Origin of the sequence: Rhizobium sp. BK591 (genome assembly GCF_014195045.1) — a bacterium.
In the GTDB taxonomy this organism is placed as follows: Bacteria; Pseudomonadota; Alphaproteobacteria; order Rhizobiales; family Rhizobiaceae; genus Rhizobium; species Rhizobium anhuiense.
Genome location: NZ_JACIAZ010000009.1, coordinates 237272 through 257570 on the forward strand (window position 1 = coordinate 237272; position 20299 = coordinate 257570).

Annotated in this window: 18 protein-coding genes; 1 reads left to right on the forward strand and 17 read right to left on the reverse strand. The window is 63.8% G+C overall.

The genetic code is table 11. The features are described 5' to 3' along the window. Positions 1-33: 33 nt before the first annotated feature. The 3 genes from FHX10_RS31555 to FHX10_RS31565 form a co-directional block, all read right to left on the reverse strand. Positions 34-360, reverse strand: coding sequence for a cupredoxin family copper-binding protein (locus FHX10_RS31555; protein ID WP_063474184.1), 327 nt, complete (start codon positions 358-360; stop codon positions 34-36). An 8-nt stretch (positions 361-368) separates the two neighbouring features. Further along, entirely contained in the window at positions 369-860 is a 492-nt protein-coding gene (locus tag FHX10_RS31560) for a DUF4142 domain-containing protein (RefSeq protein ID WP_063474123.1), read from the reverse strand. A gap of 165 nt (positions 861-1025) precedes the next feature. Next, on the reverse strand, positions 1026-1373 hold the full coding sequence (locus tag FHX10_RS31565) for a DUF488 domain-containing protein (protein ID WP_063474124.1): 348 nt from the start codon (positions 1371-1373) through the stop codon (positions 1026-1028). A 205-nt stretch (positions 1374-1578) separates the two neighbouring features. On the opposite strand from FHX10_RS31565, the gene FHX10_RS31570 reads away from it, so the two are divergent. Beyond that, positions 1579-2718 carry a polysaccharide biosynthesis/export family protein gene (locus FHX10_RS31570; RefSeq protein WP_063474125.1) on the forward strand — a complete coding sequence of 380 codons (1140 nt, stop codon included), beginning with the start codon at positions 1579-1581 and terminating at the stop codon, positions 2716-2718. Here FHX10_RS31570 and FHX10_RS35335 read toward each other — a convergent pair. The 14 genes from FHX10_RS35335 to tssB form a co-directional block, all read right to left on the reverse strand. Next, complete coding sequence (locus FHX10_RS35335) at positions 2715-2933, reverse strand: hypothetical protein (RefSeq protein ID WP_246781272.1); 219 nt, start codon at positions 2931-2933, stop codon at positions 2715-2717. The genes FHX10_RS31570 and FHX10_RS35335 overlap by 4 nt on opposite strands. Next, positions 2923-3648, reverse strand: a complete 726-nt coding sequence (locus FHX10_RS31575; protein WP_246781273.1) for a serine/threonine-protein kinase — start codon at positions 3646-3648, stop codon at positions 2923-2925. Before FHX10_RS31575 ends, FHX10_RS35335 begins: the two co-directional genes overlap by 11 nt. After that, positions 3638-5011, reverse strand: a complete 1374-nt coding sequence (tagF, locus tag FHX10_RS31580; protein ID WP_063474127.1) for a type VI secretion system-associated protein TagF — start codon at positions 5009-5011, stop codon at positions 3638-3640. Before tagF ends, FHX10_RS31575 begins: the two co-directional genes overlap by 11 nt. Positions 5012-5021: 10 nt before the next feature. Next, positions 5022-8498: a type VI secretion system membrane subunit TssM gene (gene tssM, locus FHX10_RS31585; RefSeq protein WP_097595374.1), complete on the reverse strand. Its 3477-nt coding sequence runs from the start codon at positions 8496-8498 to the stop codon at positions 5022-5024. Next, the gene (tssL, locus tag FHX10_RS31590; RefSeq protein ID WP_063474129.1) at positions 8495-10030 is read right to left on the reverse strand and encodes a type VI secretion system protein TssL, long form; all 1536 of its coding nucleotides are present in this window, start codon (positions 10028-10030) and stop codon (positions 8495-8497) included. The genes tssM and tssL overlap by 4 nt, the downstream gene beginning before the upstream one ends. After that, entirely contained in the window at positions 10027-11367 is a 1341-nt protein-coding gene (tssK, locus tag FHX10_RS31595) for a type VI secretion system baseplate subunit TssK (protein WP_047616899.1), read from the reverse strand. Before tssK ends, tssL begins: the two co-directional genes overlap by 4 nt. Further along, positions 11357-12550, reverse strand: coding sequence for a type VI secretion system-associated FHA domain protein (locus FHX10_RS31600; protein ID WP_063474130.1), 1194 nt, complete (start codon positions 12548-12550; stop codon positions 11357-11359). Before FHX10_RS31600 ends, tssK begins: the two co-directional genes overlap by 11 nt. A gap of 10 nt (positions 12551-12560) precedes the next feature. After that, on the reverse strand, positions 12561-13562 hold the full coding sequence (tssG, locus tag FHX10_RS31605) for a type VI secretion system baseplate subunit TssG (RefSeq protein WP_063474185.1): 1002 nt from the start codon (positions 13560-13562) through the stop codon (positions 12561-12563). A gap of 20 nt (positions 13563-13582) precedes the next feature. Then, positions 13583-15364, reverse strand: a complete 1782-nt coding sequence (gene tssF, locus FHX10_RS31610) for a type VI secretion system baseplate subunit TssF (RefSeq protein WP_047616895.1) — start codon at positions 15362-15364, stop codon at positions 13583-13585. Further along, a complete protein-coding gene (gene tssE / locus FHX10_RS31615) occupies positions 15357-15866 on the reverse strand; it encodes a type VI secretion system baseplate subunit TssE (protein ID WP_047616893.1) in 510 nt (169 codons plus the stop codon). The genes tssF and tssE overlap by 8 nt, the downstream gene beginning before the upstream one ends. Next, positions 15859-16689, reverse strand: a complete 831-nt coding sequence (locus tag FHX10_RS31620) for a type VI secretion system accessory protein TagJ (RefSeq protein WP_047616891.1) — start codon at positions 16687-16689, stop codon at positions 15859-15861. The genes tssE and FHX10_RS31620 overlap by 8 nt, the downstream gene beginning before the upstream one ends. Next, entirely contained in the window at positions 16686-18074 is a 1389-nt protein-coding gene (gene tssC / locus FHX10_RS31625; RefSeq protein ID WP_063474131.1) for a type VI secretion system contractile sheath large subunit, read from the reverse strand. The genes FHX10_RS31620 and tssC (FHX10_RS31625) overlap by 4 nt, the downstream gene beginning before the upstream one ends. Positions 18075-18149: 75 nt before the next feature. Continuing rightward, positions 18150-19631, reverse strand: coding sequence for a type VI secretion system contractile sheath large subunit (gene tssC / locus FHX10_RS31630; protein WP_047616887.1), 1482 nt, complete (start codon positions 19629-19631; stop codon positions 18150-18152). A 130-nt stretch (positions 19632-19761) separates the two neighbouring features. Further along, positions 19762-20286, reverse strand: a complete 525-nt coding sequence (gene tssB, locus FHX10_RS31635) for a type VI secretion system contractile sheath small subunit (RefSeq protein ID WP_047616886.1) — start codon at positions 20284-20286, stop codon at positions 19762-19764. Positions 20287-20299 lie beyond the last annotated feature (13 nt).

The window sequence follows — 20299 nt, forward strand, 5'->3', positions numbered from 1 at the left end:
CCGGAACCGCTGCACACTTCCGGGCGACATTCATTAGGGCCGAACATCCAGTTTGCCCGCCATGGCGGGATGAAAACGACAATAGAAATCAACGGCTCCCGCCTGGCTGAGCGTCATGCGGCCTTCCGATTTTGGCGGCAGGTCGAGATCGAAGCTTTTGTCGCGTGCGGTTGCCGTGTGCCGGAATATATCATCGTTTCGCCAGACGATCACATCGCCGACATGCAGCTCGGCAGATGGCGAGCCGAATTTCATGCCGGCGATGGTGACCTGATATTCCGCCGCCGAGGCGACGCCGTTGCCTGCCCAAAGCAGCGCAGACAGCAGCGGGAGCCGCAGCGATTTGACCAGCGAGCCCATCGCCATGTCTACTTGATCATCGAAGCCAGATGCTCGGCATGTATCTGGTGCTCCTTGAACAGGATCAGGCCCGTTTCCAGCAGTGACTTGAGCTCCTTATTCTCAGCCGACGGGATCAGGATCTTGGCAAGCGCTGAGTTGACCGACTTGTGATAAGCGACTTCGTTTTCGACATAAGCCTTGTCGAATGCCGCGCCGTCGAGCGCCTCCAGCGTTTTCAGTTCCTTCGCTGCCTGTGTCGACAATGATTGGCTGACGGCGTTGTCTTCGGGCGTCACGTTCAGCTTCTTGACGAGAGCGAGCGCCTGGTCGTTGACGGCCTTGTGGTCGCGCTCCATGGTCTTGGCGAATTCGATGACTTCGGCGTTCTTGCTTTTCTTCAGCGCCTGCTCCGCGGCGGTGACATCGATCTGCCCAGCCGTATAGGCGATGTGGGCGATCTGAGGATCGGTGGGCTTGGAGTCTGCGGCGATCGAAGCCGTGCTTATGGATGCCGCCATGGGGCGGCGCCGAGAATTTCTTTCAACATGGTCTGTCTCCCTTGTGTCGATATGACGATGCCTCCCGGCAGCAGCGGTGTGCGCCTTTGAAGCGGACATTGGATGCAGGTCCGTCGAAAAGGTTCCCGGAAATTTCGGAGACGAAGAAACGGCTTGTTGCCGGTGTCAGTCCTTGCCGATGAAACGCTGGAGGACGATCGCGTGATTGTGGCGCAGATCTTTCGCAGCGTAGAGAAGTGTCGCGTCCGATTGCCGGATCTGGCGTTTCAATTCTTCGACGGCCGATGAATTTTCTTCCAGTTCGTCCCGGTAGCGGCGCTGGAACTCCGTCCATTTGGCGGGGTCATGGCCAAACCATCGGCGCAGCGCCGGGCTTGGCGCGATATCCTTCAACCAGATATCGACTGCCGCATCCTGCTTGCTCAATCCGCGCGGCCATAACCTGTCGACCAGGATGCGGGTGCCATCACTGTCTTCCTTCGGCTCGTAGATTCGTTTGATGCGCAAAGCCATTTGCTCATTCGCCATGAGTCGACGCCAACTTCGACCGAAAAGACGGGCGAAGGATTTGGTTCCACCGAGGGGCTGATGGTTGCCAATTAGTCACACATGCCTACCTCTGGACTGTCATAATTGATTTTTCGCGTGCAACTGGTATTGCTCGGTCGCATGCCGCTGATATTTTCCGATTCTCTCAATATTGCCAAAAGGATACTTGATGCGAAAGTTGGCGCCGCTCGTCCTTGTCGCAGTTCTCAGTGCCTGCGCCCGGCCATCGGATGGCCCAACCGCCGGTGGTTTTTATAATGCCACTGCCCCTCAAAGTAATGAGCGGATCCCGGTGGTCAGGCTCTCTGAAGCGCCGATGGGTCCGGTTGCGGTCACCCCGCTGGCCTATGCGGCCACGGATCCCGGGCTCAGCCTTATGCGCTCGGGCGGATTTGCCGATACGAAGCTGAGGCGCGGCGACGTCATCGAGGTGACGATCCTCGATCCCGGCGAAGATGGACTTTTCTCCTCGACCCAGAGCAAGACCCTCAATCTCGGCCGGTTCACCGTCGATTCGACGGGGAATGTGACGCTTCCCTTCATCGGCAAGCAGCGGGTGGTGGATTCCTCGCCGGAAGCCCTGCAGACCCGCATCGTCACCGGCCTCAAGGGCTCGGCGGTCAATCCGCAGGCCGTCGTCACCGTTGTCGACAGGCCCTCCAGCGGTTTCACCGTCAATGGTGATGTACGCTCCGCCGGCCGTTTCCCGCTCAGCGCACGCAAGGAGCGCGTGCTCGATGCGGTCGCTCTTGCCGGCGGTGCATCGTCGGCGCCAGGATCGGCGACCGTCACGCTGATGCGCGGCAAGCAGCGCGCCACCGTGCCGCTCCAGCGCGTCATCGATGACAGCAAACAGAATGTCTACCTGCTGCCTGATGATCAGATCTATGTCGACAAGGACTCGCCGACCTTCACCGCTTTCGGCGCCTTCAAGAGTGTCGGCGAGTTCGAATTCGAACCGGGCAAGCTGACGTTGGCCCAGGCGCTCGGGCGCGCCGGCGGCCTGCTCGACGATCGTGCCGATGCAAGCAATTTCTATGTGCTGCGCAACCAGCCGGTCTATACGCAGGTTGCAGCCGCAAATGGCAAGAATGCCGCGCCGCCTGTCGTGCGCACCAAGCCGGTGATTTACCGGGTCAATCTGAAGGACGTTTCCAATCTGGCGTTGATGCAGCGATTCCAGATGATGGATGGCGATATCATCTACGCCAGCAACGCCAGCCTGGTGGATTTTGCCAAGCTCTTCAACGTCTACCAGAAGAGCGTGCCGACGGCCGCAGCGCCGATCCCCGGATCGAGCGGCAACTAAGCGCCGACTGGACGTTTCGCGAGGCCGCCGAGCAGATGCAAGGCGGCCTTCGCATTCTCGGGCCTGTCTTCAGGATTGTGCTGTGACAGGCAGATCGCCAACGCCTCTAAAGCCTGAAGCTCTTCGCCTTCCTCGCCGCAATGATGCAGGAGCAGGGACAGCAGAAGTCCAGCGGCATAGAGATCGGATCGGCCGTCGAGCGATTCACCGGCCATTTGTTCCGGAGACACGAAATCTTGGTTGGCCGGCGAAGGCGAGATCGAGTTGCCCGTGCCGGCACCCGACCTCGATCGCGATGCCGAAATCGGCGATCTTCAATTGGGAGAGGTCGCCATCGGCAACGAGAAGATTGAGCGGCGACAGGTCGCAATGCACGGTGCCGGCGGCATGGATGGCGTCCAGCCCGGACAGCGCCGAAATCATGATCGAGATGACCTCATCCGGAGATAACGGTTGTTCCTGCAAGCGATCCGCAAGCCGTCTCCCGAGCCATTCCATCACCAGGGCCGGGCGTCCGTCGGCGAGGCGCAGAACCGCTTGTGTTCCAGCGATATGAGGGTGACGGAGCGTTATGCCGATCTCGGCTTCACGCAGCATGAGCTTCCTCAGCACGGGGTCATCGGCGTGCTCGGGCCGCGGCATCTTGATGGCATGAAGCGTTCCGAGATCACGATGGCGGGCACGATAGATTTGGGTCAGCGCGCCGTCATGGACCAGCGCCTCGAGCGCGAAGCTGTTGGCGATGACCCCGGGATCGGTATCGCTGAGGCGGGCCTCGCCTCGATCGAGCGCATCCCGGACCCGGTCGACCAGCATCTGCCGGGTCTCGAGCGGATACCGACTGTCCGCCCTGGCATTCAAGGCCTGCCAGAGATGGGAGAAACGTCGCGCGATCTCCTCGAAATCCGCGTCCGGAGGTTCACGGCTCATCGGTCTTCACATCGATCACGATGGCGCTGAGATTGTCACGGCAATTGGCGATCAGCCCCTCGTGGACGAGGATGTCGGCCGCCTTTTCGATCTTTGCGGAAAGCAGGATTTCGGCGATGCCGCGTTCAGGGATCGCATTCGGCAGCGGCGCGCTGCAGAGCAGCAGCCGGTCGCCGGCCTGCAGTCCGCCGAAACGGACTTCGGGGATGAGATGTCCCCGCATGCCGATGGCGCGCGAGAGCGTGCGCCGCAGGCCGATCTCAACATGGTCGCGGGTGAGGCAGCGCATCATGCCGTCCCGTAAGAGATAGCAGCGGGCATCGCCGACCCAGAGCAAGGCGCAGCTGTCCCCAAGCGTGGCCAGCACGACGATGCTGGCGGCCGACGGCTCGCGATCGGAGGAATGATAGGCCGATTGAAGCAGGCCGTGGGCACGGCCGAGCTTGCCCTTGACCTCCTGCACCAGCGCTTCGATCGTCTGCTGCTTCGCCGTTTCGGCCAGCACGTGAACGGCGATCTTGCCGACTTCGGCCGCGGTGTTGCCGTCACCCACGCCATCGGCGACGGCAAAGAGCGAGGGCGTTTCCGAAACGAGCAGCGCATCGGCGTTGACGGCAAGCCTTGTTCCGGCATGCGTGGCATGGCTGTGCCGGAGCACCAGAGGAGGATGCGGTTCGACGACAACAGGACGCGGTGTCGCGACTGTTTCTGGCTGCGGCGCCGTTGAAACCACACTGGCACTCTCGCGCAGCAGCTTTGCGAAGTGAGCAGGTTCCGGGGCACCAGTGACGCCAAATCCCTTGGCCCGCCGCTCCTCGGGGTCGATCCGCCACCAGATCGTGCCGCGGCTGGACGCTCTGTCCTGCAGCGTCTCGTTTTCCGCGAGATCGGCCGGCCGCAAGCTCCTCAGCCGCTTCAGGCTTGCGGTGAAATGGTTGATCTCGAAATCCCGCTTGGCCGAGCTTTCGGCGATCGCCTCGGCCGCCGTAAACCACGTATCGTCCAGATAGAGTTGGCGCGGATGCTCGGAAAAGCCGTGAAGCTGTGCCGCGATAACAAGCGGAAAGCTGCGCCCGACGCGGTCGAGACTGGGAAGCAGGACGCCGGCGACGGTTGCCGGTCCCCAGAGGCCACGCTCGATGATGAAACGCCATGCCGGCATGAGGCGAAACCGGCGTTCCCAATCCTCGCCGAGGTCCTGCTGCGCTGCCTGCAATCCCGATTGCAGCCAGGCGTCAAGTGCTGTTTGCAGGCCGCGGCCGAGCCCCATCGAGACGAAATCGCCGTGGCTCGGCAGCTTGCCGAAGAAGCCGATCCTGTCGGTTTCGCTCGGGCTTCGGTCCAGGGCGGCGCGCTCGTTCATATCAGACCGGTCAGAATTGTGCCGGGCATGAGAAGGCGCCGAGCGCCTCCAGCCGGAATGGATTGAGCACCGAACCGAACTGCACGTCGAATTCCGCCGCTTGGCCGTCCTGCTGGAATTTCGCCCGGAAGAGGTCGTCGCCCTGTATGGCGATGTCGGCATCGTCGAACAGCCGGAAGGGCGACCAATCGCCATTTTCCGTCAAGGCCTGCTGCCAGCCACCCGGCTGGAAGGCGAGGCGGGACGCATTGCTTGCTTCCGTCGACGGCCAAGTGATCGATTTCGATTGGATCGGGCCGTGGAAATAGACCACGCGTTCGCCTTCGATCTCCAGCATCACGGCGCTGGCCGCCTCGGTCAGTGATACCGGCTTGACGTTGATCGTAATCGACGGGTTGTCGCTACCGGCCGGGAAGAAGGCGCGGTTGATCTTGTCGGCATTTTCGAACTGGGCGATCGCCGTGCTTGGAATGCTCGCTGCGCCGAAGGTGCCCTTCCAGCCCCATGGCGACGCGCTGGTGTCGACGAAGGCTTCGAGCTTTTCCTTGAAGAAGGTCTTGAACAGTCCCTCCGGCCCGAAAAGCCTGATGAAGTCGCTCATCGCCACGTCGCGCGGGGATTTCCGGTCGAAGGGATAACGGCCGGTGATGACGTTCGAGCAGAAGCCTGCGCCTTCGGCCGCCCATGCGTCGCTGATGCGTGAGCGGGCGGATTTGACCGCCAGCGATCCGACATCCGCAGCCAGCCCGGCCATCCAGCTGTCGACCGGCGCCGGCAGCTTGCGGGCCTGCTGCAGCAGGTCCTGATTGGCGTCTGTCAGCTGACTGTCGACGTCGAAGACTTTCGCGACTTCGGCGGTGGAGGTCGTGGCGCGCGAGAGCTGCTCCTGCACTCTCTGCAGGATCGGCTCGAGCTGCCCGATTTCCGATCGCGGCGCATCCTTCGGCTGCTCGGCAGGCGGCGACTGGCCGGCAGGCGCCTTCAGCGCTTCGCGCAGACGGCCGAACGGGTCGGGTGCATTCGCCGCGCTGGCAAGCGCGGTGGTCGACGCGGGCAGGCTGTCGCTGGCGGCCGAGGCGATTTCCGCGCCGGGTCCACGCAGATCGGTGGTGGCGACGATCGATTTGGTGATCGTCTCGACCGGACCGGGTTTTCCCGCCAGGATGCGGGTGGTTTCTGCCGCATCGCCGATCGTCTGGGAAGGTTTTACCCTGATATCGGCCAGGATCGTCGACCAGCGCTGCTCGAACGTGTCGAAGTAAAGCTGAAGCGTCGCCTGGGCGACCGTATCGACGGTGACGCCGGCAGGATTGGGATCGCCGCGGACCCATTGCTCATCGAGCGCCTCGCGCGCGGCGTCGGTAATCCCGGTGAGAACGACGGTGCGGTAGCCGGTCGCGGAGAAAAGGCCGGGAATGCCTTCGCTGAGCGGCGCCTTGGAGGTTCTCTCGAAAGCCTGTTCACCGAGCGGCCCGAGCGCGCCTGCCGGGCTCCAGGCGGGAAGGGCGCGGGACTCGCGATATTCCGCCAGGATGTCATAGGCGCGGCTGGCGATATTCTGCGAGCGGATGATGTCGCGCGCCTTGGCGATCAGCGTCTTGTCGAGCTCGATCGGCGGCAGTGCGCCCCGCGCCATCACATTTGCATGGGCGATCAACGCCTTCCGGGCCGCGACCCTGCCTTCGTCGGGGTAGAGTTTCGTGAACATGTCCTCCGCCTCAAGCGATGCGAAGTCCGCATTCATGGGGCCGAGCCCGCTGAGCATGCCGTAGAGCTTCAATGCGTCGAAGGTTCGCGTGACGTCGGTGGTTTCGGCCATGTCCTTCTGGAGCTGCACCAGCATGCGCGGCAGGAGCAGCGCGTTCAGCGCCCGCTGATAGGCCTCGCGCTGGCGGCTGGCGACCTTGCCTTTCTGGTCGAGGCCGAGGCTGACCGGCCAGACGCGGGTCTTCGAAAAGTCGGTGGTGACGGCGGCGAGATTGTCGAGCGCCGGCAGGATACGCAGGAAATCCGCATCCGAAACGTCGCGAACCGGCACGCCGCGCGCCAGTTGCTCATAGGCGTCTATGCGCCTTTCGGCGGCGGCGAGCGCGGTGGTGTTCTGGATATAGGTGGCCGTCCAGCTTGTCAGCACGACGGCCAGCAACAGAACCGCGCTCGCATAGGCGGCGCGGCGGAAGAGGAGCTGCCGGCCGGAAAGCCGCTTGTCGCGGGCGACCAGCGAGGCTTCGCCGAAGATCACGTCCTTGAAGAGGCGCGGGAGGAAATAGCTGCGTCGCATGCGGGGAACGGCGACCGTCTCATCCCTCTGGGTGCCGGAGGCGAAATAGATGCCGCGCAAGAGCGGCGCCTCCACCAGTTTCGAACCCGAGCAAAGCTCGGTGACGACCTCGTGCAGACGCTCCTTCAAAGAGGTGAGTTCAGCCGGAAAGCGGAAGATGCGGCCGCGCAGTTCCGGATTGGGTTCCTGCTGCAGGCGTTCGATCAGCATGGCGTCGACGCGCTGCTGTAGCAGGGCGAATTCCTCCATGAAGCGTTCCGGCAGGTTTGCCGCCTTGTAGCTTTCGTCGAGGCCGAAGGTCGTGCCCCAGACCTGTTCGCGGTCGCTTTTGTTGAAACCGTCGAAGAATTCCACGAAGCCGGTCAGGAGATCGGCCTTGGTCAAAAGCAGATAGACCGGCACGCGGGCATGCAGGAGTTCGTCGAGCTCGGAAAGCCGCTGGCGGATCGCCCTGACCTCCTCGCGCTGTGCCTCCGGATCGCGCGTCAGGAGATCGCCGATCGACAGCGTCACCAGCGCGCCGTTGATCGGCTGCGAACGCCGGTATTTGCGTAGCAGGCCGAGAAATCCTTCCCAGCCGGCCTTGGCGGCGCCATTCAGATCGTCCTGCGTCGTATAGCGGCCAGCCGTGTCGATGAGGATGGCCTCGTCGGTGAACCACCAATTGCAGTTGCGCGTGCCGCCGATCCCCTGCACCGAATTGCTGCCGAGCGCATCGCCGAGGGGGAATTTGAGGCCGGAATTGGTGAGCGCCGTCGTCTTGCCGGAACCCGGCGCGCCGAAGATGACGTACCATGGCAGCTCGTAGATATAGCCGAAACGCTTCTTGGTGATGCGGCGCAGCAGCTGCAGCGCTTCCTTGAGCCGATTGTGGATCTCACCCACCTCGGCTTGCTGGCTGGCCGCCGCTTCGGCTTCCGCGTCCCGCTCTATGCCTTCGACGAGCTTTTTGTCGCGGCGGCGGTCGCGGATGGTGGTGAAGACGAGATAAGCAAACCAGGCGGCGATGATGATGCCGATCAGCGTCAGCCGCGCACTGGCGCTCGCCAGCGGCTTGAAATCGCCATAGGCGGCGAGATAGCCGTAGAACCAGATGACGACGCAGATTGCCGCCACCCAGATGATCGAGATGAAGCGCCGGCCGAGGAGGCCGGCATAGGCCTCCACATAGGAGCGCAGCGTATAGAAATAACTGAGCGGGTTCATCGCGAACCACCTCCTGCAGCAGGCGCCGTCGGGTCATCCGGCATGTCGGCCTGGCGCGGTGTCGTCATACCCGCATCGCTCAGCCGCTCGCTCGGATCGGTCAGCACCAGGATCTCAGTGCGACGGTTCATCTCCCGGCCCTCCGGCGTATCGTTGCCGGCGATCGGATCGGTGTCGGCACGCCCCTCGGTCAGGATCGCGCCCGGCCCGGTGAACGAACTGAGGATTTCGCCCACCGCCTTGGCGCGGGCTTCGGAAAGGTGCCAGTTGGAGGGGAACTGGACGGTGCGGATCGGCACATTGTCCGTGTAGCCCACCACCACGGCGCGGAAATTCTCTGCGGCCAGCGCGCCGCCGATCCGCTGGAGAAGATCGTGGAATTTCTGGCTGACCTCCGCGCTGCCGGTGGCAAACAGGCCGGAATTGCTGATTCGGACCAACAGCCTGCCATTCGAATCCGAAAGCGTGACCAGTTTCTTCTCGACCTCCGGCTGAAGGAAGGCGAGCAGATTGTCGAGCCGGCTCGGCGGTTTCACTTGTGGCGGCGGCGGGGGTGGCGGCGGGGTTTCGGCGACGACAACAGGCGGCGGCTGCCGGGGCGGTTCGGGCACCTTGACCAGCACGCTCGGCATATCACGCGGCGGCAGCTTGGCGAGCCGCTCGAAGGTTCCGTCGGAGGCGCGATTGAGCGAGAGCGTGAAGAACAGATAGCCGAACGCCAGGATCAGGGTCAGAAGCGAAAGCAGCGTCCAGATCGCGGCCGCGGTGCGCAGCGGCTGATGCCGGGCCGAAACACCCTTCCAATGGGGAGACAGCTCCCGTTCGAACACGCCGTACTGGCCGAGCAACGTCTTGTAGAGACTGTCGCGGATGCGGCCGAGCTCCAGCCCGCCGCGCGCCGAGACGCGGGTGCGGCCCTCGAAGGCAAGCGACAGGCAGAGATAGATGAGCAGCAGCAGGTCCTTGTTGGCGCCGGGGCTCTGCTGGAAATGATCGAGCAGGTCGAATACCCGTTCGCCGCCGGTCACGTCCATATGGAAGGTGGAAACGAGACCCGAGCGGGCCCAGCCGGCGCGAACGCCCCAGGCCTTGCTGAGCACGACATCGTCGACCGTCGCGCAGACGACGTAGTGGGCGGCGCGCGCGCGTTCGGGGCTGATGCGGGCGCTCGCCAGATCGCGCTCGTAGCGGCCGACGGCTTCGATCGCCAGCTGGCGCAAAGCGTCGATCTCGGGCTGTTCTTCCGTGTAGCGCAGGGCATGGGCGAGGTTGAGCAGCGGTGCGGCCGAGCGTACCAGCGTCGGCACGTCGTCGGCGCCGAAGCGAAAATCCCGGACGAGGGTTTCGATGGACGCGGCGCTCTTCGGAGGTGATCCCACCGGCGGCTTTCCTGCCTCACTTTCGGGAAAGTCGAGGACGTCATCCAGCATCTCCGCCATCTTGCGGGCGGATTGCTTTTTCCGAGTGCCATCCTCGGTGAGTTCGACGATGGTCGGCAGGTTCTGCCAGGTGGAGGCGGGTTCGGTCTTCATTCTCTGAGGGCCCACAATTCTATTTCAAGCCCGGGGAAATCGCCGGCAAGATGCACGGCGATGGCGCCCGAAGTGTCGAGTTGTTTCCAAAGCGGGTTTTTGGTGTCGAGTTCGAAATAGATGGTGCCGGAGCGATAGGGGAGCTGGCGCGGCAGCACCGGCAGCGGCCGCACGGGAATGCCCGGCAGCGCCACGTTGACGAGGTCGGCGATGCGCTCGACCGGGCCGACCTTGATCTGCGCCGGCAGCTTGCGGCGCACGTCCTCGGCCGGCATCTCGGCCCGGACCGCCAGCACGAATCCGGCATCTCTGAGCAGCGAACGGTCGTTGATCGTGCCGATCCTGACACCATGCCGGCGTTCGGCCAGCTCGATTGCCACGGCCGCCTGTTCGAGCACGGAGGACAGCGAAGCGCGCAGATCGTCGAAGACGGCGGCGAAGGTCGCCTTCAGGTCGTCGTGCCGGTAGGGCGGGAAGTCGCTGGCGCGTTTGCGGTCTGTCGTGAAGGTGGCGAGCTCGCCGGCAAGCTGGATGCAGTTTTCGTAGAAGACGATGGGGTGGATCCGTGTCGCATTCGCCGAAATATGTTTCAGCATCGGGTCGGCGCGGTTGAGGATCTGCAAGAGCAGGTAGTCGCCGACCTCCGCCGTTCCTCGAATGGTGGGGTCGCCGATCCGTTCGGCGATCGCCTCCGCGCGGTGGCGCACGATGCCGAGCAGTTCGGTGATCAATTCGTTCAGCCGTCCCGCGGCCGTGCAGTTGAGACTCGGCACGATATAGTCCGGATCGAGGATCACGGCCCGGTCGGAGCGCACCTCGATGATGCGGGCAAGTCCGATGAGCTCGTAACCGGCAAGCTCGTCGCCGGTCCGGAGATAACGCAGGCTGAGGCGGCCGACATCGATCGGCGCCATGAAGTCGGTCTCGACATTGGCATCGGGCGCTTCGTAGGGCGAGGCGACGAGACGGACGCTGTTGCGTGCGGCGCCACCGTTCAGCGCCACGTCGGCCTTGCCCGGCTGGCGGGCGGGAAGCGCCAGATAGACGATCGTATTCTTGGTGTTCTCGTCGAGATCGAGCGGCGGCGGCAGATCGGTATCGATGGGGGCTTCGAACGGCGTTCCGTCGGGCAAGACGCCGCGCAGGTTCGACAGCGCGAATTGGCCGATCGCCAATGCGCCGCGGTCGATGCCGATCTCGGCCACACCCCAGGGGTAGGGCGACAGGCCGTGCGTCGCGGTGCGCACGAGCCGCTCCGTCCAGCGGTCCGCCTGCTGAAAATGCTGCACGCGAAGGAACATGCCTTCGCTCCAGGCCACCCGGTTCTCATTCCTCATGATGTGTGTCTTTTCCTTCCTGCCTGTCTTGCGGACGAGGCGCTGCCTGCGTGTCGTCCACCGCGCCTGATATCGCGTCGCGGAACACGTCATGGATCGAGCGGCTCTCGCCGTCCTTTTCGAATAGTGCCCGGTAAGCCTGCCAATAGGCCTGGTCCCGGCGCCAGGGCAGGCGCCAGGCGCCGGTCTCGACCCGCGCCTCGATGATGCGCGGCTCCAGCCGGCCTGCCGCCTGAACGAGAGCCTCGAGCGCGGAATTGAGTTTGAGCTGCTGCCCGAGCATGGTCTCGAAGCGGGCAAGGAGCGCTTCCTCTCTGCCGCCGGCCAAGAAATCCTGCTCGCCGTCGGAGGATGGCGCGTTGATCTCGAAAACCGCATAACTATTCTCGATGGCTTGCTCGAGCCGGACAAGCAGCGGCTCCAGACGATCGGCGAAGGCGTCGGGCCGGCCGATCGCCAGCGCCGGAAATTCCTCGGGCTCCGGTTCGGGCCGCGGATCGTTGTCGTTGATGATCCCGATCACCGGCGCCGGCCGGCGCTGGGCGATCGGCACGGAGACATGGGTGGCGGCCCCATGTTCCAGGTGGCTGCCGTATTCGGTCTCCTCCACATTCCAGTCTTCCGGCAGAAGCTGGGTGGCTGACCGGATCTCCGGAGGGCCGCTCCAGCCGATCTCGACACTGCGGGATGAGGCCGCTCCGATTTTCCCGGCCTTTTCGGGAAGACCCCAATCATCGACCGCACGCTCGCCAAGGACGCCGTTTGCGGTATGGCCGCCCGGAGCGATATCGGCCAGGATTGCGGAGATGGTCAGCGGTTCGTCGCTCAGCACGAGGGCGGCATCGGGATCCTCGATCTCGCGGTCCTTGTCGCCTGATATGTGGACGGAAAAGGCAAGCCCGCCCATCTCCAGCCGCGACCTGTCGGAAAGCCGCACGATCTGGCCTTCATGCACGGCGATGCCGTTGACCCGGGAGCCGTTTGCGCTCTGGTCACGCAGCAGGAAGCCTTCGCGGTCGCGCTCGATGATGCAATGGAGCTTGGAGATGGAGCGCCGATCCTCCGGCAGCCGCCAATCGCAATCGGGCGCCCGGCCGAGCGTTCGCCGGCCGCGTTCGAAGAACCATTTCGGCTGGCCTGGCGCCATCGCGTCGCTGGTGATCTCTTTCAGTTCAAGCCGCATCTTCGTCTCCTCACCGCGCCTGGACCGACAGGCGCTCGACGATCACCGCATCGCCGCTGTCCTTTGCCGCCGGCGCGACCCTCGCCCAGCTGTTCCAGCCCAAGCGCGGCGGATCGCCTACCTGTCCGAGCTGGCAGAAGGGGACGTCCTCCTTTTTCAGGATGGCCTGTATGTCGAATTCGAGTGCGGCGCCGACATGGAGCCGCGTCAGGGCGAAGAGCTCGGTGATGGCGCGGCCGCCCGGCGCGAGCTGCAGGTAATCGGCATAGCCGAGCGGACCGATGACGATGCGAAAGCCGCCGCTGAAATCGTGGATGGCTGCACCCGCCGTCGCATTGATCCCAAGCTGGACGCCCTGCGGCTGGCCCATGCGGCTGCGCTCCTCCACCGGGATGGTCAGCCAGCGGCCGCGGAACAATTCGATCTCCACCGGCAGGCCGCTGAATTCGCGCAGCATGGCGCGCAGATTGGAAGCATTGCGGTTGCGCGCGGCGAAAAAGCCGGAGAAACGCAGGATCAGCTCTTCGTCGACGCCGCTCTTTTCGACGAGACGCTTGGTGCCGAAACCGGTGAGCGACAGGAGCGTGGTGACGAAGGCGTTGTTTGCCCACGTGCCGCCCCAGCGCAGCCGCCGGGCGATGCGGTATTTCTCGCAGGCGTCGGTGAAGAGTTCCGCCATCCGCGCACCGAACAGGTCGAAAAAGCCGGCCAGCGCCCGTGACCTGTTGCGCTCCTCGCGCATGACAAGTTCGTTATAGGCCGACGGCATCGAGCCGAGCGCGCCGACGAGACCGGCAAGCGCGCTGCGGATGACGGCCCGGCCGGCCTTGCGGCTGTATCCGCTGACCGCAAGCGGCGCCGGCGAGACGCCGACATGGGCGGCGACATCGAGCCGCCCTTCCTCCACCGAAGCCTGCGCAACACGGAAAGCCGTCACCGGCTCGAAGCGGCCGGGGTCGCGTTCGAGCAGATCGGCAAGGGCGTCTGGTTGGCGGGCGACGGGGAGATCCATGATTTGAGAGCGATCCTTCCTCAGAGCAGCGGGCGTTCGGCGGCGCGTGCCGGCCATCGGGCGATCGGCCTCGACTGCCCCTTCATCCCGATGGTCAGCCGGGTGAAGCTGTTGACCGAGGTATAGAGACTGAAGAAACGGTCGAGCACGCTGCCGAACAGGAAGGCCGAGGGCCGGTCGATGGCGGCCGGATCGAATTCGAGCGCGATCTCGGTACCGGGCACCATGCCGCCGCTGCCGAGACGGGCGGTCGAGTTGCCCGCCTTGATCCGGACGAGCGCATCGCCGAACTGCTTGGTCTCGGGACTGTCCCGGAAGGCGTAGAGCGACAGGATGTCCTTCAGCGCCGCGCCGTCATTGTCGAAGAGCGACAGGTGATTGAGAATGAGATGCGACATCAGCCGCCAGTTTCGGCCCTCCTGATCGTTCATCCTGACCGACGGCGTCGGCGGGATCAGCGCTTCGACACTTGCGACCGCTTCATGGCCGGAGGCGAGCTGCAGGAAAGGATGGCCGCCGCCGAAGGGGAGCTGTTCCGGCAGGTCGCGATTGAGGCAGAGCGTATCGACGCTCGCGACCGCATCGACGGGACCGGCGGAGCGGCGCTGGCGATCGACGAAGGCGATGTCCATGTCGCTGGTCCTGTCGTCTTCGTCGAAACGGCGATAGGCCTGCCAGTAGGTCGGGCTCGCGCCTGCCCGTTGGGAGCGTCCGAAGAACGGCTGGCAGAATTCCTCCTGGCCGCGCGATCCGGTCAGGAGAACGCGATCGATCGAATAGATCTCGCGGGTCTTCTGGCGCCGCGCGTCCGGCAGGAGACGGTATTCGGTGCGGGTGCCGTCGATGGCAATCGGCTCGCAGACCTGGCGGAAGAGGTTGACGACAGGCGTCGCATTGAGCGCGAAGTCGCGGACCGACACCGCTCGCTCGAGCTTGGCGTCGCTGTCCCTCAGGTAGACGAAGAGCTCCAGCGTCTCGCCGCGCCAGGCATCGAGCCCCTCGATGTCGAGAAACAGAAACTTCCGTGGCAGAGCGAAAAATTCGGTCAGCAGCCGGTAGCCGACAAAGCTCGGCGCCGGATAGGGCAGCATGGCCTCTTCGGGCTCGAAGCCGACCGGTTTGAGATTCCCCGCCGGCAGGAATACCGGCGACCGGTCGTCCGCATGTTTGGCGAGCGCAATGCCGAGCGTGTGATTGGCAAGCAGTTCGTAGATCGCCACCGCCTGCTGCCAGGGGGAGGGAATGTGCAGGCGCAGCCGGTTCACGCCGAGGCTGCCGAGGGGCTTTCGGGCATCGAGGCTGCGGATGGAGAGCCTGAGGCAGCCGGCAACGCCGACATAGGGCGAAAGCGGCGCATTGATCGGCTGGCCGGAAAGTGCTGCACCGGTGATCTCGATCGGCGCCATCTCGACATCCTGCGTGGTGCGGAAACGGCAGGCCTCCCCTCGCACTGGCTCGGCCAGGATTTCCGTATGACGCGGCACTGTCTGGACCGAGGCGAGCGTATCGCTCGGTCGGAACCTGACGATGCTCATCGAGGGCAGCGGCGAGAGGTAGTGGGGATAGAGCGTTTCGAGCAGGCTGTCGGTCAGTTCGGGAAACTCGTCGTCCAGCTTCTGGCGGACCCGGGCGGCCGAATAGGCGAAACTCTGGATCAGGCGCTCCACATGCGGGTCGTCGGCGACGTCTCCCGTCATGCGCAGGCGGCCGGCGATCTTCGGGAAGGCATCGGCAAAACGTGCGGCCCGGCGGCGCAGCGCCAGCAACTCCTCATTGTAACGGTGCAGAAAACCTTCAGCCATGCGCCGCCTCCACGAGGAAGCGCTGGGTCGAGGGATCGATGGTCGACTCGAAGCTGATCGGCGGCATGCCTTCATGCAGACGGAAGGTCGCCTGGATGCGCATGCGCAGCGCTCGTTCGGTCATCGTCCGGCTTTTCAGGATCGTCACCCTGACATCGGAAAGGCGCGTTTCGAAAAGCGCGATCCGCCGCTCGATCGCTTGCGCCAGCTTGAGCTTGGCCTGGTCGGTCATCAGATTTGCCGAGACGACGCCGTCGACGCCATAGCTCACCAGGGCGTCCTTGAGTTCGGAAAGTGCCGTCGGCGGCGTGGTCGGGCAGCGCCGCGTGTTGAGCAGCGCTTCGAGATCGCGGCGGATCGCCTCCCTGACGTCGCGGACCTGATCGACGAGGCTCATCGGCGGATCGACGGCGCGATCCGGAGCCTCGTCGATCAACCTGTCGAGGATCGAGCGGGCAAGGACGCGGTCGCGCAGTCGGTAGCGTTCGAGCGGATCAGCCATGCGCAACCTGCCTGCCGGCAGCCGTTGCCGGCACGATCTCCAGACTTTGGGTGTCATGGATGGAAACCAGTTCGTCGCCGGCGAGGTAGCAGCGCTGGCCGCGGCCGGTGGTGATGCCCGTGGGTTCCTCAATCCATTCGGTCTCACGGCCAAGCCTGAGCGTCGCATCCTTGCCGGTGCCATGATAAACCGCAGGCAGAAGCACCGACGCGGCCGCGCCGTCGATCAGCGAGAGCTCGGCGCGGCGGAAGGCGAGATCCCGCGGACGGGCAATTGGCTCTATCGACAGAGCTGCGATCTTGGCGAAATCGATCCAGAGATAGGCGCCGCCGGTCATGATGACTTCGAGAGCGTGCGGCGTGCGGTCGTCGAGATCGCGGAAATCAGAGACCGCCCTGCCGTTCCAGATCAGTGGGCGCTCGCCCCTCAGGTTCTCGAGCGCAGCGAGCGCGGTCCTCGCCTCATCCGCATCCCCGCCGCGATGGGCGATGCCGAGGCGGACGGCGAGCTTGTCGAGCTCGCTCGGCCCCTGCGGAAATTCCGGCAGGGCGCTGCTCGTAAACCAGGCGTCACGCGCCGCCATTGCCCGAAGCTCATTACGCAGCAAGGCGAAGCCCATCGTCGCGTCGGGAGAGAGGGTGGCCGCAAGGCTGCACTGATTGTCCGCACGCTGATAATCCCCGGCAAGCACGAGAAGATCGATATAGAGATGCCGCGCCTCCTGATCCGAGGGCTTGATCTTCAGATGCGCCTTGACCTCCTCGATCGCGTCATCGAGGGCGTCGTCGCTGAGCGATTGGGCGATGCTGGCGGAAAGCGTCATGCGGACATCCTCTCGGGTATGGCAATGGGGCGGCTCGGGGTCTGGCCGGTGGTCGCGGTCTCGGCGACGAGATGGAAGCTGGTGGCAACGTCATCGAGCTGGAAATGCGGCTGCAGCCGGACGGTGCAGGAGAAGCTGCCGGGCTTGCCCGGAATCTCGGCGACGCTGATGCCGGCCGAGCGCAGGGGAAAGCGGGTGCGCAACGCGATGTCGGCATCGTCATTGCCGAGCGTATAGGCGGTCAGCCAGTCCGCCAGCTTCCGCTCGATCGAGATCGCATCCGAAAGTTGGCCGATTTCGTCGCGCATGATGACCTTGAGATAATGCGAGAAGCGCGACGCGCAGAGCACATATTGCAGCATGGCGGCGAGGCGGGCGTTCTGGCGGGCATGTTCGTTGGAATAGTGCGGCGGCGCATGCAGCGACTGATTGGAATTGAAAATCGCCGAAGCGGAGAGATAGGTGGTGGCGGCGGGGATGATGCCGAGATCGCAAAGCTGCTGCTCCTGGCCGCTGGTCAGTTGGATTTCCACCGGCGGCTGGGCTGATAGTCCGTTGCTTTCGGTGCCAAAATCATAAGGCGGCAGGTCGGCTGCACTCAGCAGGCCGCCGTCGACAGCATCCTGCGTGACGCCGCGGATATCCGCGAACCAGCCTGAGACGATGAAATTTCGGATGACGACAGTGGCAAAGGCGAAAGCGGCATTGCCCCAAAGAAGCGAACTGCCGTCGGCGGCGATGCTTTCGCGGAAGGGAAAGCCGTCGTTGCGATCGCGCGCATGAGGCGTCAGCGGCGAGCGCATCAGGATGCGCGGCGCGACAAGCCCGAGGAAACGCGAATCCTCCCGTGCACGCAGACCGTTCCAGCGGATGCGGGCCGTCTCATAGGCAAGCCAGGAAAAGTCGTTGACCCGGTTCAGCTCGTGAAAGTCTTCAAGCCCGATCGCCTGCGGCGCTGCACCCGCAATAAAGGGGCAGAAGGCGGCCGCCGCCACCATGCCGATCTGCGACAGCGTGCCGACCGGATCGCCACCGGCCGGGTCGGCGGGAGAAAGATGATAGTCGCCGACCAGCAGGCCGAAGGGCTCGCCGCCCGCCATGCCGAACTCGCGGCTATAGATCAGTTCAAAGAGATGGCTTTGGTCGAAATCGCTGGCACGCTCCATGCTTCGCGCGAGCTCGCTCCAGCTGACGCTGAGAAGCTTGACCTTCACCTCGCCGCTGCGGCTTGCCTCGCGCACGAGCATGGCAAGGCCTCGCCATCTCGCCTCCATCGCCTGAAAATCGGGATGGTGGAGGATGGCATTGACTTGCCTGTTCAGCGCTTCGTCGATCAGCGTAATCAGCTGATCCGCCCGGCGCCGCCATTCAGTGCTGGAACCCATCGTCAACCTGACACAGATGTTCGAACGCAAGGGTCAGGCGCGGCGGCGAACCCACCACACCTGACCCTGCTTTCATCAGTTCTTCGAGGGAATCCGGGCGACCATGCGCAGCGAGGTGGTCAATTCCTCCATCTGCAACCACGGACGCATCCAGGCCACGGCATTGTAAGCGCCCGGCCTGCCGGGGATCTCCTGTACGGTGACCTTTGCCTCGCGCAGCGGATATTTCGCCCGCGATTCCTCGCCGGCGTCGTCATTGGCATTGACATAGTTGGAGATCCAGCGATTGAGCCAGGCCTCGCAATCTTCCGCCTCCATGAAGGAGCCGATCTTATCGCGGCCCATCACTTTGAGATAATGGGCAAAGCGCGAGGTCGCCATCATATAGGGCAGACGGGCTGAAACGGCGGCATTGGCTGTTGCTTCGGGCCGGTCGTAGAGCTTCGGCTTATGCGCGGTCTGCGCCCCGAAGAACACGGCATAGTCCGTATTCTTGTAGTGGCAGAGCGGCAGGAAGCCGAGCTTGCCGAGCTCGGCGTCGCGGCGGTCGGTGATGCCGACTTCCGTCGGGCATTTCAGGTCCAGGTCGCCGTCGTCGCTCGAGAAGATATGCATCGGCAACCCTTCGACCTTGCCGCCGTTTTCCGCCCCTCGGATGGCGGTGCACCAGCCGTTCTTGGCGAAGGCTTCGGTCAGACGCGTGCCCATCACATAGGCTGCGTTCATCCAGCAGTAGGAATCGTGCGACAGTTCGCCGGTCTTGGAGCCGCCGGTTTCGTCGAAATTGAACTCTTCGATCGGACTGGTCTTCGGACCGTAGGGCATGCGGGCGAGCACGCGCGGCATGGCGAGCGTCACGAAGCGTGAATCGTCGCTGTCGCGCAGGCTGCGCCACTTGGCGTACTCCACCGTCTCGAAGATCTTCTCGAGATCGCGGGGTTTGGCCAGTTCGCGGAAATCCTCGAAGCCGAACATGCGCGGGCTGGCGGCCGAGATGAACGGCGCGAAAGCGGCTGCGGCGATCATCGAGACGCCCTGCAGAAGCTGGACGTCGTCGAAGGAATTGTCGAATTCGTAGTCGCCGATCAGCGCGCCCATCGGTTCGCCGCCGGGTGTGCCGAACTCGTCTTCATAGACCGACTTGAAGAGCCGCGACTGGTCGAACTCGACGGCCTTTGCCAGATCCTTGGCGACATCGCGCTTGGATGCGTTGAGCACGCGGATCTTCAGATTGGCGCTGGTCTCGGTGTTCTTGACGAGATAATTCAAGCCGCGCCAGGCGCCTTCGAGTTTGGTGAACTCGGGCGACTGCATGATGGCCGCGAGCTGGCTTGAAATCGCCTTGTCGATCTCGGCAATGGCATTGTTCAGTGTGATCGTCAGGTTGCGATCATAGCTGACCGTACCCTTCAGGGCTTGATCGGTCAGCGTGCGCAGAAGGTCCTGGGCACGGTCGGGCTCGGTCTGGCGGGTTGCCGCAACGACCTTCGAGAGCAGGTTCTCATCAGGCGCGAACCCGGCTTCTTCCTTTGTTTGCAATTGCGTTTCGGCGGTCATCTATCGATCCTTTTTGCGAAAGCGGCGGCCCTCGAAGCATGAGGGGTTCCCTTCGAGAGGGGCGGCTGCCGGACAACGACTTTTCAGGAATTGAGCGCGCGGGCCGCTATCGGTCCGCGATCCCAGGCACTCAGTTCAACACGTCCTTCGCCTCTTCGGCTTTGCCGCCGCCAAGCTGGGCCACCAGCTGCGAGAGATCGGCCTTGTTCTGCAGGATATCCTCGAGCAGGCGCTCGAGTTCCTCGGAGCGGTCCGCCTTGCTCATCAGGTCGCGCAGCTGGTTGCGGGCGTTGAGCAGGGCCTTCAGCGCCGGTACCTGATCGACGACAGAGCCGGGTTCGAAATCGGCCATGCTTTCGAATTTCAGCGAAACCGGAATCTCGGTTCCATCTTTCTCGAGGGTGTTCTCGACCGACAGGGTGAGGCCCGGCGTCATGCGGCGCATGACGTCATCGAAGTTGTCGCGGTCGATCTGCACGAATTTGCGCTCGCCGAAAGGCTTGAGCGCCTGCGTGGGATTGCCGGAGAAGTCGCCGAGCACGCCGACGACGAAAGGCAGTTCCTTCACCACCATCGCGCCTTCGGTTTCGACTTCGTATTTGATGTGGACCCGCGGCTTGCGAACCCGTTCCAGTTTTTCATGCACACTTGCCATCGAGATTCTCCTT

What these genes read in the sequence shown, in the direction of transcription:
- FHX10_RS31555 (WP_063474184.1), bottom strand. Translation starts at nt 360, where the DNA reads ATGGGCTCGCTGGTCAAATCGCTGCGGCTCCCGCTGCTGTCTGCGCTG.
- FHX10_RS31560 (WP_063474123.1), bottom strand. Translation starts at nt 860, where the DNA reads ATGGCGGCATCCATAAGCACGGCTTCGATCGCCGCAGACTCCAAGCCC.
- FHX10_RS31565 (WP_063474124.1), bottom strand. Translation starts at nt 1,373, where the DNA reads ATGGCTTTGCGCATCAAACGAATCTACGAGCCGAAGGAAGACAGTGAT.
- FHX10_RS31570 (WP_063474125.1), top strand. Translation starts at nt 1,579, where the DNA reads ATGCGAAAGTTGGCGCCGCTCGTCCTTGTCGCAGTTCTCAGTGCCTGC.
- FHX10_RS35335 (WP_246781272.1), bottom strand. Translation starts at nt 2,933, where the DNA reads ATGGCCGGTGAATCGCTCGACGGCCGATCCGATCTCTATGCCGCTGGA.
- FHX10_RS31575 (WP_246781273.1), bottom strand. Translation starts at nt 3,648, where the DNA reads ATGAGCCGTGAACCTCCGGACGCGGATTTCGAGGAGATCGCGCGACGT.
- tagF (WP_063474127.1), bottom strand. Translation starts at nt 5,011, where the DNA reads ATGAACGAGCGCGCCGCCCTGGACCGAAGCCCGAGCGAAACCGACAGG.
- tssM (WP_097595374.1), bottom strand. Translation starts at nt 8,498, where the DNA reads ATGAACCCGCTCAGTTATTTCTATACGCTGCGCTCCTATGTGGAGGCC.
- tssL (WP_063474129.1), bottom strand. Translation starts at nt 10,030, where the DNA reads ATGAAGACCGAACCCGCCTCCACCTGGCAGAACCTGCCGACCATCGTC.
- tssK (WP_047616899.1), bottom strand. Translation starts at nt 11,367, where the DNA reads ATGAGGAATGAGAACCGGGTGGCCTGGAGCGAAGGCATGTTCCTTCGC.
- FHX10_RS31600 (WP_063474130.1), bottom strand. Translation starts at nt 12,550, where the DNA reads ATGCGGCTTGAACTGAAAGAGATCACCAGCGACGCGATGGCGCCAGGC.
- tssG (WP_063474185.1), bottom strand. Translation starts at nt 13,562, where the DNA reads ATGGATCTCCCCGTCGCCCGCCAACCAGACGCCCTTGCCGATCTGCTC.
- tssF (WP_047616895.1), bottom strand. Translation starts at nt 15,364, where the DNA reads ATGGCTGAAGGTTTTCTGCACCGTTACAATGAGGAGTTGCTGGCGCTG.
- tssE (WP_047616893.1), bottom strand. Translation starts at nt 15,866, where the DNA reads ATGGCTGATCCGCTCGAACGCTACCGACTGCGCGACCGCGTCCTTGCC.
- FHX10_RS31620 (WP_047616891.1), bottom strand. Translation starts at nt 16,689, where the DNA reads ATGACGCTTTCCGCCAGCATCGCCCAATCGCTCAGCGACGACGCCCTC.
- tssC (WP_063474131.1), bottom strand. Translation starts at nt 18,074, where the DNA reads ATGGGTTCCAGCACTGAATGGCGGCGCCGGGCGGATCAGCTGATTACG.
- tssC (WP_047616887.1), bottom strand. Translation starts at nt 19,631, where the DNA reads ATGACCGCCGAAACGCAATTGCAAACAAAGGAAGAAGCCGGGTTCGCG.
- tssB (WP_047616886.1), bottom strand. Translation starts at nt 20,286, where the DNA reads ATGGCAAGTGTGCATGAAAAACTGGAACGGGTTCGCAAGCCGCGGGTC.